At 70.9% G+C, this 15,321-nt stretch carries 14 protein-coding genes and 1 tRNA gene; 10 read left to right on the forward strand and 5 right to left on the reverse strand.

All coding sequences use genetic code 11. The features are described 5' to 3' along the window. Positions 1 to 214: 214 nt before the first annotated feature. Positions 215 to 1,486 carry a sensor histidine kinase gene (locus tag AVW11_RS23925; protein ID WP_076045834.1) on the reverse strand — a complete coding sequence of 424 codons (1,272 nt, stop codon included), beginning with the start codon at positions 1,484 to 1,486 and terminating at the stop codon, positions 215 to 217. Positions 1,487 to 1,617: 131 nt separating this feature from the next. On the opposite strand from AVW11_RS23925, the gene AVW11_RS23930 reads away from it, so the two are divergent. The 7 genes from AVW11_RS23930 (at position 1,618) to AVW11_RS38055 (ending at position 7,641) form a co-directional block, all read left to right on the forward strand. Next, the gene (locus tag AVW11_RS23930) at positions 1,618 to 2,523 is read left to right on the forward strand and encodes a hypothetical protein (RefSeq protein ID WP_076045836.1); all 906 of its coding nucleotides are present in this window, start codon (positions 1,618 to 1,620) and stop codon (positions 2,521 to 2,523) included. Positions 2,524 to 2,530: 7 nt separating this feature from the next. Then, a tRNA-Gln gene (locus AVW11_RS23935) sits at positions 2,531 to 2,601 on the forward strand. 110 nt (positions 2,602 to 2,711) lie between these two features. Beyond that, positions 2,712 to 4,157, forward strand: coding sequence for a bifunctional UDP-N-acetylglucosamine diphosphorylase/glucosamine-1-phosphate N-acetyltransferase GlmU (gene glmU, locus AVW11_RS23940; RefSeq protein ID WP_030855871.1), 1,446 nt, complete (start codon positions 2,712 to 2,714; stop codon positions 4,155 to 4,157). Positions 4,158 to 4,290: 133 nt separating this feature from the next. Further along, a complete protein-coding gene (locus AVW11_RS23945; protein ID WP_030027111.1) occupies positions 4,291 to 5,268 on the forward strand; it encodes a ribose-phosphate diphosphokinase in 978 nt (325 codons plus the stop codon). 174 nt (positions 5,269 to 5,442) lie between these two features. Beyond that, entirely contained in the window at positions 5,443 to 6,024 is a 582-nt protein-coding gene (locus AVW11_RS23950; RefSeq protein ID WP_030855869.1) for a 50S ribosomal protein L25/general stress protein Ctc, read from the forward strand. 99 nt (positions 6,025 to 6,123) lie between these two features. Next, positions 6,124 to 6,714 (forward strand): aminoacyl-tRNA hydrolase, encoded by a 591-nt coding sequence (gene pth, locus AVW11_RS23955; protein WP_030855867.1) that lies wholly within the window; start codon positions 6,124 to 6,126, stop codon positions 6,712 to 6,714. Positions 6,715 to 6,870: 156 nt separating this feature from the next. Continuing rightward, positions 6,871 to 7,641 (forward strand): LPXTG cell wall anchor domain-containing protein, encoded by a 771-nt coding sequence (locus AVW11_RS38055; RefSeq protein ID WP_076045838.1) that lies wholly within the window; start codon positions 6,871 to 6,873, stop codon positions 7,639 to 7,641. A gap of 82 nt (positions 7,642 to 7,723) precedes the next feature. Here the strand turns inward: AVW11_RS38055 and ppc are convergent, their stop codons facing one another. Then, entirely contained in the window at positions 7,724 to 10,492 is a 2,769-nt protein-coding gene (ppc, locus tag AVW11_RS23965) for a phosphoenolpyruvate carboxylase (protein ID WP_051700838.1), read from the reverse strand. A 368-nt stretch (positions 10,493 to 10,860) separates the two neighbouring features. Here ppc and AVW11_RS23970 point away from each other — a divergent pair, with 368 nt between their 5' ends. After that, a complete protein-coding gene (locus tag AVW11_RS23970) occupies positions 10,861 to 11,841 on the forward strand; it encodes an acyl-CoA desaturase (RefSeq protein ID WP_030855860.1) in 981 nt (326 codons plus the stop codon). Further along, positions 11,841 to 12,509 (forward strand): TetR/AcrR family transcriptional regulator, encoded by a 669-nt coding sequence (locus AVW11_RS23975; protein WP_063898577.1) that lies wholly within the window; start codon positions 11,841 to 11,843, stop codon positions 12,507 to 12,509. The genes AVW11_RS23970 and AVW11_RS23975 overlap by 1 nt, the downstream gene beginning before the upstream one ends. Before the next feature lie 77 nt (positions 12,510 to 12,586). Here AVW11_RS23975 and AVW11_RS23980 read toward each other — a convergent pair whose 3' ends face one another. Together AVW11_RS23980 and AVW11_RS23985 are read right to left on the reverse strand one after the other, a co-directional pair. Continuing rightward, positions 12,587 to 12,982, reverse strand: coding sequence for a VOC family protein (locus AVW11_RS23980; RefSeq protein WP_076045840.1), 396 nt, complete (start codon positions 12,980 to 12,982; stop codon positions 12,587 to 12,589). A gap of 2 nt (positions 12,983 to 12,984) precedes the next feature. Continuing rightward, positions 12,985 to 13,842, reverse strand: a complete 858-nt coding sequence (locus AVW11_RS23985) for a trans-aconitate 2-methyltransferase (protein WP_076045842.1) — start codon at positions 13,840 to 13,842, stop codon at positions 12,985 to 12,987. Between the two features lie 161 nt (positions 13,843 to 14,003). Between AVW11_RS23985 and AVW11_RS23990 the strand changes: the two genes are divergently transcribed. Beyond that, on the forward strand, positions 14,004 to 14,501 hold the full coding sequence (locus AVW11_RS23990; RefSeq protein WP_030855851.1) for a MarR family winged helix-turn-helix transcriptional regulator: 498 nt from the start codon (positions 14,004 to 14,006) through the stop codon (positions 14,499 to 14,501). Here the strand turns inward: AVW11_RS23990 and AVW11_RS23995 are convergent. Next, positions 14,460 to 15,227 (reverse strand): LuxR C-terminal-related transcriptional regulator, encoded by a 768-nt coding sequence (locus tag AVW11_RS23995; protein ID WP_030855849.1) that lies wholly within the window; start codon positions 15,225 to 15,227, stop codon positions 14,460 to 14,462. The two genes, AVW11_RS23990 and AVW11_RS23995, sit on opposite strands and share 42 nt — an antisense overlap. Positions 15,228 to 15,321: the final 94 nt, after the last annotated feature.

The raw sequence follows: 15,321 nt of genomic DNA on the forward strand, positions 1-15,321 counted from the left end.
CGGCGGAGTGTCCCCGCAGGACGAGCGCGCAACCCAGGCCGCCTCGCCGCGACAAGGCCGCACGCGCCGAGCCGAGGAGACACTCCGGCGGGGCACCGCACCACACCTTCCAACCCCGGCCCCGCCGAAACACCGCCCCGAACACCGCCCCGCGCCAAGAACCCCGCCCCGGCGAAGCCACCGGCAACCGGCCACCCCGGCGGGAGCCACGCGGCTACGTGACCGGCAGCACCGCCGAGACCCTGAAGCCGCCCGCGTCCGTCGGACCGGACACGAAGACCCCGCCCAGCCCGAGCACCCGCTCCCGCATGCCCACCAGCCCGTTCCCGCCGCTCGGCAGTCCGACCCCGTCGGCCTGCCCCTCGCACGGCCCGTTCTCCACCTGCATGGCCACCTCACCCTCCCGGTGCGCCAGCCGGACGACGACCCGCGCCCCCGGGGCGTGCTTGTGGCAGTTGGTGAGCGCTTCCTGCACCACGCGGTACGCCGTCTGCTCCACCTCCGCCGCGTAGGCCGCCCCCTCGCCCTGCACGACCATCTCGACGGCCATCCCGGCCGCCCGGGACTGGCCGACCAGCGCCTCCAGCTCCTCCAGCGACGGGCCCTCGTCCGCGCCGCCCACGAGCGCGACCGGCCCCACGGGCACCACCGCCGCAACCGCGGCCGCCGCCGCGGCCGGCTTCGGCGGCGCCGCCCGCAGCACGCCGAGCATCTCCCGCAACTCCGTCAGGGCCTGCCGCCCCATGTCCCCCACCAGCGCGGCGTTCTTCGCCGCCCGCGCCGGGTCCTTGGTGACCACCGCCTCCAGCGCCGCCGCATGCACGACCATCAGCGACACCCGGTGCGCGACCACGTCGTGCATCTCACGCGCGATCCGGGTCCGCTCCTCGGTGCGGGCCCACTCGGCCCGCTCCTCCGCCCGGTCGGCCAGCAGCGACAGCTCCCGCTCCAGGGAGTCGGCCCGTTCCTGCAGGCTCTCCATCAACCGGCGGCGGGCGCCGATGTAGAGCCCGAGCAGCATGGGCGGCACGGTCAGCGCCACCGCGACGAACCCGGAGAGCGCGACCACGAGCGCCGGATCGGCCTCCACGTCCCCGCGGGTCTTCAGGTACATCACGACGAACGTCGCGACCAGCGACATCGAGGCGAGCGCGGCGATGATCCGCCGGGGCACCTCGGACGAGGCGAGCGAGTACATGCCCGCCACCGACAGCAGGAACCCCATCTCGGCCGGCGCCACGGCGATCCCCACCAGCACGACGGCGATCGGCCAGCGCCGCCGCAGCACGAGCGTGGCCCCCACCACGGCCCCGAACAGCACCCCGGCGGTCACGGGGATCCCCGCCTCGTGCGCGAAGCGGATCCCCTCCCACGCGCACTCCGCCGCGGACACCGCGGCCAGCGCCAGGTCCACCACGGCATCCCGCCGCCGCGCCCACCACAAAGGCGGCCCCGCGCGGCCTTCCACTTCCCCCGTACCGGTCATGCCGTCCAGCGTACGCAGGCGCCCCTACAGACCACCGACAGAAATTCCCGGGGTCCGACAGCGCTCGCACATACGAGTGAATCACCCGCATCATGAGACCTGAATCCCGCATTCCGGACGACATTGGCAGCATGACCGAGATCCCACGCCGTCCCGGCGACGGCACGGGCGGCCTCCGCACGGGCGCCGCGACCTTCGAATCCCTGCGCGAGCAAGCGGTCGCCCTCCGCAGGGAGGGCCTCAGCCGCCGCCAGATCCGCGACCGCCTGGCCGTCCACAACAACGACATCCTGAACCGGCTGCTGGAGGGCGAGCCGCCACCCGAATGGACGAAGCGCCCCAACGCCAAGGACGCCCTCCGCGACCGCGCCCGCGAGCTCCGCCTCCAAGGCCTCACCTACGACCGGATCCAGCTGGAGCTCGGCTGCTCGAAGAGCTCGATCTCCCTGTGGGTCCGCGACCTCCCCAAGCCGGACCGCCGCACCCCGTCCGACCAGGCGAAGATCGCCGGCCGTGCCCGGTGGGCACACGAGCTGACCGTCCGGGACGCGGCCCGCCAGGAGACCAAGCAGGCGGCGCGGGCCGCCATCGGAGAGATGACGGAACGGGAGCTCTTCCTGGTCGGGGTCGGCCTCTACTGGGCGGAAGGCGGCAAGGACAAGCCCTACGCCCGCCGCGAGAAGATCCAGTTCACCAACAGCGACCCCGGCATGATCACCACGTTCCTGGCCTGGCTGAAGCTCCTCGGGACCGAGCCCGAGCGGATCCGCTACAGCGTGGCGATCCACGAGAGCGCCGACGTCCCGGCCGCGGAGCGGTTCTGGGCGGACCTCGTCGGCGTCGATCGAAGCCGCTTCCAGAAAACGGTGCTCAAGAAGCACAACCCGACGACCACCCGGAGGAACACCGGTGAGGGGTACCACGGTTGCCTGGCCGTACGCGTACTCCAAGGAGCCGATCTCTATCGTCGCATCGAGGGCTGGTGGTGCGGCATAGTAGGGGCTGCGCCGCACATCACTCCGAGAAATCGGACATAGTGCGCGATCCCGGGTCGTATAAGGGCAATACGTCAGATTTTGGTTCTGATCATGGGGGTTCGAGTCCTCCCCCGGGAGCTTCTGGCCGCTCGGGTCCTGACCGCAGAGGTCGGGACCCGGCCTCGTTTCACGGCTTTAACGCCCCGGTATCCTTCACGGGTCCACCCCCGAAGCCGAAGGGCACACCCGTGAGCGCCAACCGCCCGGCAGCCGTCGTCGTACTCGCAGCGGGTGAAGGCACCCGCATGAAGTCGGCCACACCCAAGGTTCTGCACGAGATCTGCGGGCGCTCGCTCGTCGGTCACGTCGTCGCCGCCTCCCGCGAGCTGGACCCCGAACACCTCGTCGTGGTGGTCGGGCACGCCCGGGAGCAGGTCACCGCGCACCTGGCCGGCATCGACGCCGACGTCCGCACCGCGATCCAGTACGAGCAGAACGGCACCGGCCACGCCGTCCGCATGGCCCTCGAAGAGCTCGGCGGGCCCGTCGACGGGACCGTGATCGTCGTCTGCGGCGACACCCCGCTGCTGACCGGGGAGACCCTGGGCCGGCTCGCGCAGACGCACGCCGCCGACGGCAACGCCGTCACCGTGCTCACCGCCGAGGTGCCCGACTCCACCGGCTACGGCCGTATCGTGCGCGACGCCGGCGGGGCCGTGACCGCGATCGTCGAGCACAAGGACGCCACCGACTCCCAGCGCGCCATCCGCGAGATCAACTCGGGCGTCTTCGCCTTCGACGGCGCCCTGCTCGCCGACGCCCTCGGCAAGGTCCGCACCGACAACAGCCAGGGCGAGGAGTACCTCACCGACGTCCTCGGCATCCTGCGCGAGGCCGGCCACCGGGTCGGCGCGGCCGTCGGCAGCGACCACCGCCAGATCCTCGGGATCAACAACCGCGTGCAGCTCGCCGAGGCCCGCGCCCTGCTGAACGCGCGCCTGCTGGAGCAGGCCATGCTCGCGGGCGTCACGGTCGTCGACCCGGCCGGCACCTTCGTGGACGTGACCGTGACGTTCGGCCAGGACGCGATCGTGCACCCCGGCACCCAGCTCCTGGGCGCGACGCACATCGGCGAGGGCGCCGAGGTGGGCCCCAACACCCGGCTGCGGGACACCCGGGTGGGTGCGGGCGCGCGTGTGGACAACACGGTGGCCGAGAGCGCGGTCGTGGGCCCGCAGGCGAGCGTGGGCCCGTTCGCGTACCTGCGTCCGGGCACGACGCTCGGGGCGAAGGCCAAGGCCGGCACGTACGTCGAGATGAAGAACGCGACGATCGGCGAGGGCACCAAGGTGCCGCACCTGTCGTACGTCGGCGACGCGACGATCGGCGAGTACACGAACATCGGCGCGGCGAGCGTCTTCGTGAACTACGACGGTGAGCACAAGCACCACACGACCGTCGGCTCGCATTGCAAGACGGGGTCGGACAACATGTTTGTGGCACCCGTCACGATCGGGGACGGGGCCTACACGGCCGCCGGGTCCGTGATCACGAAGGACGTACCGCCCGGTGCGCTGGCCGTGGCCCGTGGCCAGCAGCGGAATATCGAGGGCTGGGTGGCTCGCAAGCGTCCGGGAAGTGCCGCCGCCACGGCTGCGCAGTCGGCGGCCTCGGAGGACTCCGAGCGCCCTTGAGGTGAACTGACCGGAAACAGGTACGTCTCGAACGGCGTACCGTGATAGGTGCACGCAATTCGGCTGGCTCACCGTGTGCGGGACGGACGCACATGGGGGCGAGCAGCTTCAACACGTCTGAGGAGACAGTGCTGTGACCGGGATCAAGACGACCGGCGAGAAGAAGCTGATGCTCTTCTCCGGCCGCGCCCACCCCGAGCTGGCCGAGGAGGTCGCGCACCAGCTGGGAGTCGGCCTCGTGCCGACCAAGGCTTTCGACTTCGCGAACGGTGAGATCTACGTCCGCTTCCAGGAGTCGGCGCGTGGCGCGGACTGCTTCCTGATCCAGAGCCACACGGCTCCGATCAACAAGTGGATCATGGAGCAGCTGATCATGATCGACGCGCTGAAGCGCGCGTCGGCACGTTCCATCACCGTGATCATCCCGTCCTACGGGTACGCCCGCCAGGACAAGAAGCACAAGGGCCGCGAGCCGATCTCGGCGCGCCTGGTGGCGGACCTGCTGAAGACCTCGGGTGCCGACCGCATCCTGACGGTCGACCTGCACACGGACCAGATCCAGGGCTTCTTCGACGGTCCGGTGGACCACCTTTCGGCGCTGAACGTCCTCGCGGACTATGTGGGCGCGAAGGTGGACCGCACGAAGCTGACGATCGTCTCCCCGGACGCCGGCCGCGTGCGGGTGGCGGACCGCTGGTGCGACCGGCTGGACGCGCCGCTGGCGATCGTGCACAAGCGCCGTGACAAGGACGTCGCCAACCAGGTGACGGTCCACGAGGTCGTGGGTGAGGTCAAGGGCCGCGTCTGCGTCCTGGTCGACGACATGATCGACACGGGTGGCACGATCTGCGCCGCGGCCGAGGCGCTCTTCGCGCACGGTGCGGAGGACGTGATCGTGACGGCGACGCACGGCATCCTGTCGGGTCCTGCGGCCGACCGCCTGAAGAACTCGAAGGTGAGCGAGTTCGTGTTCACGAACACGCTGCCGGACCCGTCGGACCTGGAGCTGGACAAGATCACGGTGCTGTCGATCGCGCCGATGATCGCGCGTGCGGTGCGCGAGGTGTTCGAGGACGGTTCGGTCACGAGCCTGTTCGAGGAGCAGCAGTAGTCGCTGCGTAGATCCTTTTGAAGTGCGGCCTTCCCGCCGGGTAGACTCATCAAGTTGCTCGGCGAGGGAGGCCGCACTTGTGTGTGCGGATGCTCCGTTATCGACGCGCTCTTCGTAGCAGGCCGTTCAGGCCGGGTGACTGTGTCCTTTTCCATCACCCCACGAGGAGTGAGCATGTCCGAGGTCAAGCTTTCCGCCACCCTGCGCGACACCTTCGGCAAGGGCTCTGCCCGCCAGGCCCGTCGTGACGCCCTGACCCCCGGTGTCATCTACGGCCACGGCACCGCCCCGAAGCACGTCAACGTCGAGGCCCACGGCCTGATGATGGCGCTGAAGACCCCGAACGTCCTGCTCTCCCTGGACATCGCGGGCGGCGGCACCGAGCTGGTCATCCCGAAGGCCGTGCAGCGCCACCCGCTGAAGCGCACCATCTCGCACGTCGACTTCCTGATCGTCCAGAAGGGCGAGAAGGTCGTCGTCGAGGTTCCGGTCGTGACCGAGGGCGACCTGGCCGCCGGTGGCAACCTGCTGGAGACCCTCCTGACGAGCATTTCCGTCGAGACCGAGGCCACCCACATCCCGACCGAGATCACCGTCTCGATCGAGGGCCTGGAGGCCGGTGCGACCGTGCACGCCTCCGACCTGAAGCTGCCGGCGGGCACCGCCCTGGCCGTCGACGGTGAGACCGCCGTCCTGCAGGTCGTCGCCCCGCAGGCCGAGGAGCCGGCCGCCGAGGCCGAGGGCACCGAGGCCTGAGCCTCGCCCCTTCCTCTCAGCAGTTGCTGACCGACCGCCGTCCGGCTCCACTGGAGCGGGACGGCGGTCGTCTTCGTTCTAGGCGGTAAGGAGCTTTTGATGTCGGACGATGCGGCACCCTGGCTGATCGTGGGCCTGGGCAATCCAGGTGCGGAGTACGCCGGGAACCGCCACAACATCGGGTTCATGGTGGTCGATCTGCTGGCGGAGCGGATCGGCGGGAGGTTCAAGGCGCACAAGGCGCGGGCTCAGGTCGTCGAGGGCCGGATGGGTCCGCCGGGGCCGGCGAACCGCCGGGTGGTGCTGGCCAAGCCGATGTCGTTCATGAATCTGTCGGGTGGGCCGGTGACGGCTCTGCGGGACTTCTACAAGGTGCCGTTGGAGCGGGTCGTGGCGGTGCACGACGAGTTGGACATCGACTATCCGACGCTGCGTCTGAAGCTGGGCGGCGGGGACAACGGGCACAACGGCCTGAAGTCGATGACGAAGTCGATGGGTGCGGACTACCACCGGGTGCGGTGCGGCATCGGGCGGCCTCCGGGCCGGATGCAGGTTGCGGACTTCGTGCTGAAGGACTTCTCCTCCACGGAGCGCAAGGAGCTGGAGTGGTTCGTGGACCGGGCGGCGGATGCGGTGGAGTGCCTGGTCGCGGAGGGTCTGGAGCGGGCCCGGTCGGCGTACAACGGGTAGTGTTGCGGCATCTTCACCAGGGACAAGCAGCCCGGAGCGGGTCATTTCGCGGCAAATATGGACGTCTGGCCCTTGACCGGAGCGGTGTTGCGTCAGCATGCTGGCGCCGCCGCCCCCCAAGGCCCCGTGTTTCCCGCTCTCCCCAGAGGTGCCTCAATGCTCCGTTCCCGTAAGCGCTGGGCGGCTGTTGCCACTGCGCTGCTCCTCTCCGCGTCCGCCGGCCCGGCGTTCGCCACCGAATCCTACGAGGTGCCGCTGCACCAGGCGAAGGAACTGCCGATCTACGCGGCGCAGTACAAGGGCAAGCCCGGTGAGACGTGCGCGTCCATACCCGCCACGAAGGACGGCTGGCACTTCATCGCGCCGGGCAGCCCGAACGAGGTCTCCTTCGTGAAGCTGACGGTGAAGTTCGAGCCGGGCGGCGAGCAGGTGATCACCGTCTTCGGTCCGCCGAACGAGAACCACGCGTACGCGGCTTCGGAGCCCGGTGCGAAGCTGGTCTCGGCGGTCGCCCTGGTCGAGGGCACCACGGGCGGCGGCAAGAAGCTGGAGTGGTTCAACCTCTCGCACACCTGCCCGTCGACGGCGACGACCGAGCCGACGCCTTCGCAGTCCTCGACCACGCCGGCGCCGTCGACCTCGACCTCGGCCTCGACGTCGCCGAGTTCCAGCACGTCGTCCTCGCCGTCGGCGTCGGCGAGCACGAGCACGGGCCCGTCGTCTTCGACGAGCACGTCGCCGTCCTCGTCGGTGTCCTCCCCCGCTCCGTCCGTGTCGGCCTCGGCCTCCGGCGGTACGACCGGTGGTGACCTGGCGAAGACCGGTTCGGACGCTCCGGTCGGGCTGCTCGCCGCGATGGCAGCGGCGTTGATCGCGGCCGGTGCGTTCCTGCTGGTCCGCCGTCGCCGGTCCGGCGCCCAGGGCTGAGCCCTGTGGCGGAGCCAGAAAGACGGGGGTCCCCCGCGCCGGTCGGCGCGGGGGACCCCCTTTTCTGTGTACGGCGGCCGGGTCAGCCGGTGTTGCGCAGGCCTGCGGCGACGCCGTTGACGGTGAGGAGCAGGGCCCGGGAGAGGAGCGGGTCGGCTTCTTCACCGCGGGCGGCGGCGGCGCGCTGGCGGGCCAGGAGGGAGACCTGGAGGTAGGAGATGGGGTCGAGGTAGGCGTCGCGTACGGCGAAGGTCTGCTGGAGCACGGGGTGGGAGTCGAGGAGCTTCTCGCCTCCGGTGATGCGCAGGACCTCGCGGACGGTGAGTTCGTGCTCGGCCTCGATGCGGGTGAAGACGTGCTTGAGGTGGTCGGGCACGAGGGTGTCGACGTAGTGGCGGGCGATCCGCAGGTCGGTCTTGGCCAGGGTCATCTCGACGTTGGACAGGAAGTTGCGGAAGAAGTGCCAGCGCTCGCCCATCTCGGTGAGGGCGTCCTCGTGGCCTGCTTCGCGCAGGGCCTTGAGGCCGGAGCCGACGCCGTACCAGCCGGGGACGATCTGGCGGGACTGGGTCCAGCCGAAGACCCAGGGGATGGCGCGCAGGCCGTCGAGGCCGGCTCCGGAGTCGGGGCGGCGGGAGGGCCGGGAGCCGAGGTGGAGGTCGGCGAGCTGGTCGACGGGGGTGGCGGCGAAGAAGTAGGCGGGCAGGTCGGGGTCTTCGACGAGTTCGCGGTAGGCGGCGTGGGCGGCGTCGGAGACGGTGTCCATGGCCGCGTCCCAGCGGGCGAGGGCTTCGTCGGACTGGCGGGGCGCGGTGTGCAGGGCGGATGCCTGCAAGGTGGCGGCGACGGTCAGTTCGAGGTTCTCGCGGGCGAGGGCGGGCACGAGGTACTTGTCGGAGATGACCTCGCCCTGTTCGGTGACCTTGATCTCGCCTTCGAGGGTGCCCCAGGGCTGGGCGAGGATCGCGTCGTGGGAGGGGCCGCCGCCGCGGCCGACGGTGCCGCCGCGGCCGTGGAAGAGGCGCAGGCGGACGCCGTAGCGGTGGGCGACGTCGCGCAGGCGGCGCTGGGCGCGGTGGATCTCCCACTGGCTGGTGGTGATGCCGCCGAACTTGGAGGAGTCGGAGTATCCGAGCATGACCTCCTGGACGTCGCCGCGGAGGGAGACCAGGCGCCGGTAGGAGGGGTCGGCGAGCATGTCGTCGAGGATGACGTCGGCGGCGCGGAGCTCGTCGGTGGTCTCCAGGAGCGGGACGATGCCGATCTTGGCCCAGCCGGCGTGGAGGTCGATGAGGCCGGCTTCGCGGGCGAGGACGGCGGCGGCGAAGACGTCGTCGGCGCCCTGGCACATCGAGATGATGTAGGACTCGATGACTTCGGGGCCGAACTTCTCGAAGGCGTCCTTGACGGCGGCGAAGACGCCGAGGGTCTTGGCGCCGGCGGCGTCGAGGGGGGCCGGGGTGGGGGCCAGCGGGCGGCGGGAGCGGAGTTCCTTCGCGAGGAGCTTCTGCCGGTAGTCGCGGGGCATGTCGGCGTAGCGCCAGGATTCCTCGCCGAGGCGGTCGAAGAGCTGGCCGAGCGCGTGGTGGTGGGCGTCGGCGTGTTCGCGTACGTCCATGGTGGCGAGCTGGAGGCCGAAGGCGGCGAGGGTGCGGATGGTGCGGTCCATGTGGCCTTCTGCGAAGAGGCCGCCGCGGTGCTCGCGCAGGGAGGTCTGGATGAGGGTGAGGTCGGTGAGGAGCTCGGCGGTGCCGAGGTAGTCGCGGCCTTCCTCGTGGGGGATGCCCTTGGCGAGGCGCTCGCGGGTGTTGAGGAGCTTCTGGCGGATGCAGGTGGCCTTGAGCCGGTAGGGCTCTTCGGCGTTGAGCCGCTTGTAGCGGGGGCTGATCTCGGGGAGGCGTTCGAGGTCTGCCTGGAGGGAGGCGAGGAGTTCCTCGGTGGCTCCGGTGTAGCGGATGGAGTTGGACAGGAGGCTGCGCAGGAAGTCGACGAGTTCGAGGGCGTCGGTGATGCCGTGTTCGTGCTGGAGGATCAGCACGTCGCGGGTGACGTCGGGGGTGACGTTGGGGTTGCCGTCGCGGTCGCCGCCGATCCAGGTGCCGAAGGTGAGGGGGCGGGTGCCGGCGGGCAGTTCGATGCCGACGCGGCGCAGTTCGGCGGCGAGGTCCTCCAGGACGTCGCCGACGGCGCCGGCGTGGAGTTCGTCGAGGTAGTAGATGGCGTTGCGGGCCTCGTCGGCGGGTTCGGGGCGTACGACGCGCAGTTCGTCGGTCTGCCAGACGAGGTCGATGTTCTCGGCGAGGCGGAGGTCGTGGCGGCGGCGGTCGCCGGCGCCGGTGACGGGCTCTTCGAGGAGGGCCGCGATGCGGCGCAGCTTGTTGAGGACGCTGCGGCGGGCCGCCTCGGTGGGGTGTGCGGTGAAGACGGGGCGGACGTTGAGGTTCTTGACCGTCTCGCGCAGGTGCTCGGGGTCGGCGTCCTTGAGCATGTCGGCGGTGCGGGCGAGGAGCCCGCCCTCGCTGGCGCGGTGGGCGCGCAGTTCCTTGCCGCGGTGGACCTGCTCGGTGATGTTGGCGAGGTGGAAGTAGGTGGAGAAGGCCCGCACGAGCTTGGCGGCGGTCTCCAGGTCGGTGTCGCCGAGGAGGGCGGCGGCGGCTTCGCCGTCGGTACGGGTGAGGGCGCGGACGCGTTCGACGAGGTCGAGCAGGTCCTGGCCTTCCTGGCGTACGAGGGTCTCCCCGAGGAGGTCGCCGAGGCGGCGGATGTCCGCGCGCAGTTCCGCGTTGGCGGTGGCGGCCGGGGTGACGGGGGCCTGCTGGGGGGCCAGGGGGGCCTTGTCAGCACTGCTCACAGGTGCGGCTCCTTGCAGTGTTCGAGCGCTACTGGGCGGTGGGCTCCCGGCCGTGCGCGGCGTGGACCCGTCGGACTCCGTCCGGGGGATCGCCGCGCCTGAGGTGTGGCTCGGGCTGCCCGTGCGGACCGCGCTGTCCGACGGGGAACAGGATAGGTGTCCGAGGCCCGTGCCTGGGCAAACGTCTCACAGGCCGAGTCGTCGGGGGTCCTGCGGCGGGTGGTGGGCGGGCGGGCTGCTGGTTGTCGTGGTCGTGCTCCTCTTGTCCCGGGCCCGGGCTTTGCCATACTTACGATGCCGTAGGTTACGGACCCGTAGGGTCTGGTGACCGGCGCCCTCCGACTTCCCTCACCCCCCAGGGGACACCCATGACCACCAGTCCGGATCTGATCGAGGGTGCCTCGGCGCCCTCCGAGACTCCTGTGCCGTCCGCGACGCGGGGCGGCGAGAACAAGCGCTCGATCGAGCAGGTCGCCCTGCTGCTGTTCATCACCGTTCCCTTCGTGGCGCTGCTGGCGGCGGTGCCGCTGGCCTGGGGCTGGGGGGTGAGCTGGCTGGACCTGGGCCTGATGGTGTTCATGTACTTCCTGGCCTGCCACGGGATCACCATCGGTTTCCACCGCTACTTCACGCACGGTTCCTTCAAGGCGAAGCGGCCGCTGCGGATCGTGCTCGCCGTGATGGGTTCGATGGCGGTGGAGGGTCCGCTGGTGCGGTGGGTGGCGGACCACCGCAAGCACCACAAGTTCTCCGACCACGAGGGTGACCCGCATTCGCCGTGGCGGTTCGGCGAGACGGTGCCGGCGCTGATGAAGGGCCTGTGGTGGGCTCACATCGGCTGGCTGTTCGACGAGGAGCAGACCGATCAGCAGAAGTACGCCCCGGATCTGATCAAGGATCCGGCGATCCGGCGCGTCTCGCGGGACTTCATCTGGTGGACGATCTTCTCGCTGGCGGTTCCGCCGCTGGTGGGCGGTCTGGTGACGATGTCGTGGTGGGGTGCGTTCACGGCGTTCTTCTGGGGTTCTCTGGTGCGGGTGGCGCTGCTGCACCATGTGACGTGGTCGATCAATTCGATCTGTCACGCGGTGGGCAAGCGGCCGTTCAAGTCCCGGGACCGGTCGGGCAACGTGTGGTGGCTGGCGGTGCTGTCGTGCGGTGAGTCGTGGCACAACCTGCACCATGCGGATCCGACGTCGGCGCGGCACGGGGTGCTGCGGGGGCAGGTGGATTCGAGTGCGCGGCTGATCCGCTGGTTCGAGCAGCTGGGGTGGGCCACGGACGTGCGGTGGCCGTCCGCGTCCCGGATCGAGGCCCGGCGCAGGGAAAACGGGCCGAACGCGGCATGATGGGGGGCGTGGCGATCGACGGTGGTTCCAGCAGCGACAAGCCCAGGCGTGGCCGCCGGGTCCGGATGACGGGCGCGGAGCGGCGCCAGCAGTTGCTGGACATCGGCCGCACCCTGTTCGCGGAGAAGGGCTTCGAGGGCACGTCGGTGGAGGAGATCGCGGCGAAGGCCGGGGTGTCCAAGCCGGTGGTGTACGAGCACTTCGGCGGCAAGGAGGGGCTGTACGCGGTCGTGGTGGACCGGGAGATGCGCCAGTTGCTGGACGGGGTGACGGGTGCGCTGACGGCCGGGCACCCCCGGGAGCTGCTGGAGCAGGCCGCGTTCGCCCTGCTGGACTACATCGAGTCGTACACGGACGGTTTCCGGATCCTGGTGCGGGATTCCCCGGTGGCGCAGTCGACGGGTACGTTCGCGTCGCTGATCAGTGACATCGCCACGCAGGTGGAGGACATCCTGGGTCTGGAGTTCAAGGCGCGGGGTTTTGATCCGAAGCTGGCTCCGCTGTACGCGCAGGCGCTGGTCGGGATGGTGGCGCTGACGGGGCAGTGGTGGCTGGACGTGCGCAAGCCCAAGAAGGCCGAGGTGGCGGCGCACCTGGTGAACCTGGCGTGGCACGGGCTGGACGGCCTGGAGTCGAAGCCGCAGCTGGTGGGCCGCCGCAAGAGCTAGGGCCCGTTCGCGGGCGGTACGACGGCGCCCCGTCACCGGTGGTCCGGTGGCGGGGCGCCGTCGTGTCGTGCGGGGGGCTAGTGGCCGGGTGCGGCTGCGGCGTCCGAGTCCGTGTCGTGGGGTTCCAGGAATTCCAGCCGGTTGCCCACGGGGTCCTCGGAGTAGAAGCGGTGGTGGCCGGGGAGGTTCTCGTCCCAGACGACCTCGGCCCCCCGCTCCTGCAGTCTCTGCGCGTACGCCGCGATGCCGGTGACCCGTAGTCCGGGGTGCGCCTTGCGGGCGGGGCGGAAGTCGTCCTCGACGCCGAGGTGCAGTTGTACGGGGCCGGCGGCGAACCAGCAGCCTCCGCGGGCGGCGAGGACGGGCGGTTTGGGGATCTCGGTCATGCCCAGGACGCCGGCGTAGTAGGCGCGGAGCCGGTCTTCGGAGTCCGGCGGCGCGGCGAGTTGGACGTGGTCGACTGCGGTGAGCACGGTCAGGCCTCCTTGCGGGCGACGGCGAAGATCCTTCGGAACGGGAAGACGGTTCCGCGCGGCCCGCTCGGGTAGGCCGCGCGCAGCCGGTCGCGGTATTCGGCGAGGAAGGCGTCGGCGGCTTCGCGGTCCTCGCCGAGGGCGGTGAGGACGGGCCGCAGGGCGGTGCCCTTGACCCACTCGAGTACGGGGTCGGAGCCTTGCAGGAGCTGGTGGTAGGTGGTCTCCCAGACGTCTGCGGTGCAGCCGAGCGCGGTGAACCGGGCGAGGTATTCGGCGGGTTCGAGAAGGTGGGTGTAGCGGGCGCCGTGGCCGGCGAGCCGGGAGCGCCAGCGCGGGGTGTCGCAGAGTTCCGCGAGCAGGGCGTGGCTGGGGGCGGTGAAGTTGCCGGGGATCTGGAAGGCGAAGGTGCCGCCGGGGCGCAGGCCGTTGATCCAGGCGCCGAAGGAGCCGGGGTGGCCGGGGACCCACTGCAGGGCGGCGTTGGAGACGATCAGGTCGTAGGGCTCCTCGGGCAGCCAGCCGGCGATGTCGCCGTGGCGGAAGTCGAGGCTGCCGCCGCCGGCGGTGGGGCCGGCGTACTGCTCGGTGGCGCGCTGGAGCATCTCCGGCGAGAGGTCGAAGCCGGTGATGGCGGCGCCGGTCCAGCGGGTGGCGAGGAGTGCGGTGACGTTTCCGGGGCCGCAGCCGAGGTCGGCGATGCGGGCGGGGCTGGTGGGAAGTTCGGGTATGCGGGTGAGCAGGTCGAGGAAGGGCCGTGTGCGGTGGCCCGCGTGCCGGAGGTACTGCTGGGGGTCCCAGGTGGGAGCGGAGGGCGCGGTGGACGTGGGGGTCCCTGCGCGCGCGGTATCGGAATACATGTTCGAGCCTCCCTGCTGGCGGGGCGGTCGGAAGCGGAAGCTGTTCCGGCCCCCTCCATGCCCCATGCTCGCTTCAATTATATCTCGACGTCAAGATACTTGTGGTCAAGATACTCGGGATGAAGAGACTTCACATCGACAGACCCCTTACACTGATCGGCATGGAGGACGAGGTCGACCGACTGGTGGCGGCATGGCGGCGGGAGCGCCCTGACCTCGACGTGGAACCGCTCGAGGTGCTGAGCCGCGTCAGCAGGCTCGCGCGCCATCTCGACCGCGCCCGCAGGCTGGCCTTCTCCGAGCACGGCCTGGAGCCCTGGGAGTTCGACGTCCTGACGTCGCTGCGCCGCGCCGGCGCCCCCTACCAGCTCTCCCCCGGCCAGCTGTTGACCCAGACCCTGGTCACCTCCGGCACCATGACCAACCGCATCGACCGGCTCGCCAAGAAGGGCCTCGTCGAGCGGCTCCCCGACCCCAGCGACCGCCGGGGCGTCCTGGTGCGGCTCACCCCCGAGGGCCGGGACCGCGCCGACGAGGCCCTTGCCGGGCTGCTGGCCCAGGAACGGGCGATCCTGGCCCAGCTCTCGCAGAGTCAGCGCGGTGATCTCGCCGGGCTGCTACGCCAGTTGACCGCTCCGTTCGACAACATCCCCGGCTAGGTCGGCGGGGCGTACGCCGGCCCGTCGGGCCAGCGCGACCGCCGCCAGCGTGGAGTGCACGCCGAGCTTGCCCAGCACGTTCTGCATGTGGGTGCGGACCGTGTGCGGGGACAGGAACAGCCGGGCCGCCACGTCCTTGCGGCCCAGCCCCGCCACCATGCAGCGCAGCACCTCGTGTTCGCGCGGGGTGAGGGACTCCACGAGCCGTTCGCTGTCGGTGCGGTGCTTGCGCGCCGCGGTCAGCTCCCGGAGCACCCCGGTGAGCAGGGCGGGCGGGAGGTGGGTCTCCTCCCGCAGGACCCCGCGGACGACGGCCAGCAGCCGCGAGAGCGAGCAGTCCTTGGCCACCCAGCCCGAGGCTCCCGCCTGCAGGGCGAGAGCGGCCCGGCGCGGGTCGTCGCGCTCGGCGAGGACGACGGTGCGGACCCCGGGGTGCGCGGCCCGCACCCCGGCCACGAGCGCGATCCCGTCCGGGCCGGGCTGCGGCGGCCCGGCTCCCGGCTCCCGCTGGGCGGGCACGGCCCCGGCGACCGTGCCGAGGTCGGCGTCGACCAGCAGGACGTCGAAGCGGCGGCCCTCGGCCACCGCGCGTTCGAGGCAGCGCAGCGCGGCGGGGCCGCTGCCGGCCGCGGACACGTCCACGTCCGGCTCGGCCGCGAGCGCGGCTGCGAGCGATTCGGCGAAGATGCGGTGATCGTCGACGACGAGAACCCGGATACGAACCACAAAACCCCCAAGGGTAGGGGAACGGACGACGGCGGGTACGGCGCCAGGACCGGGTGATCCGCAGCCCCCCGGCCGCCGCCGAGACATATCTGCA

Source organism: Streptomyces amritsarensis (assembly GCF_001953875.1).
GTDB lineage: Bacteria > Actinomycetota > Actinomycetes > Streptomycetales > Streptomycetaceae > Streptomyces > Streptomyces amritsarensis.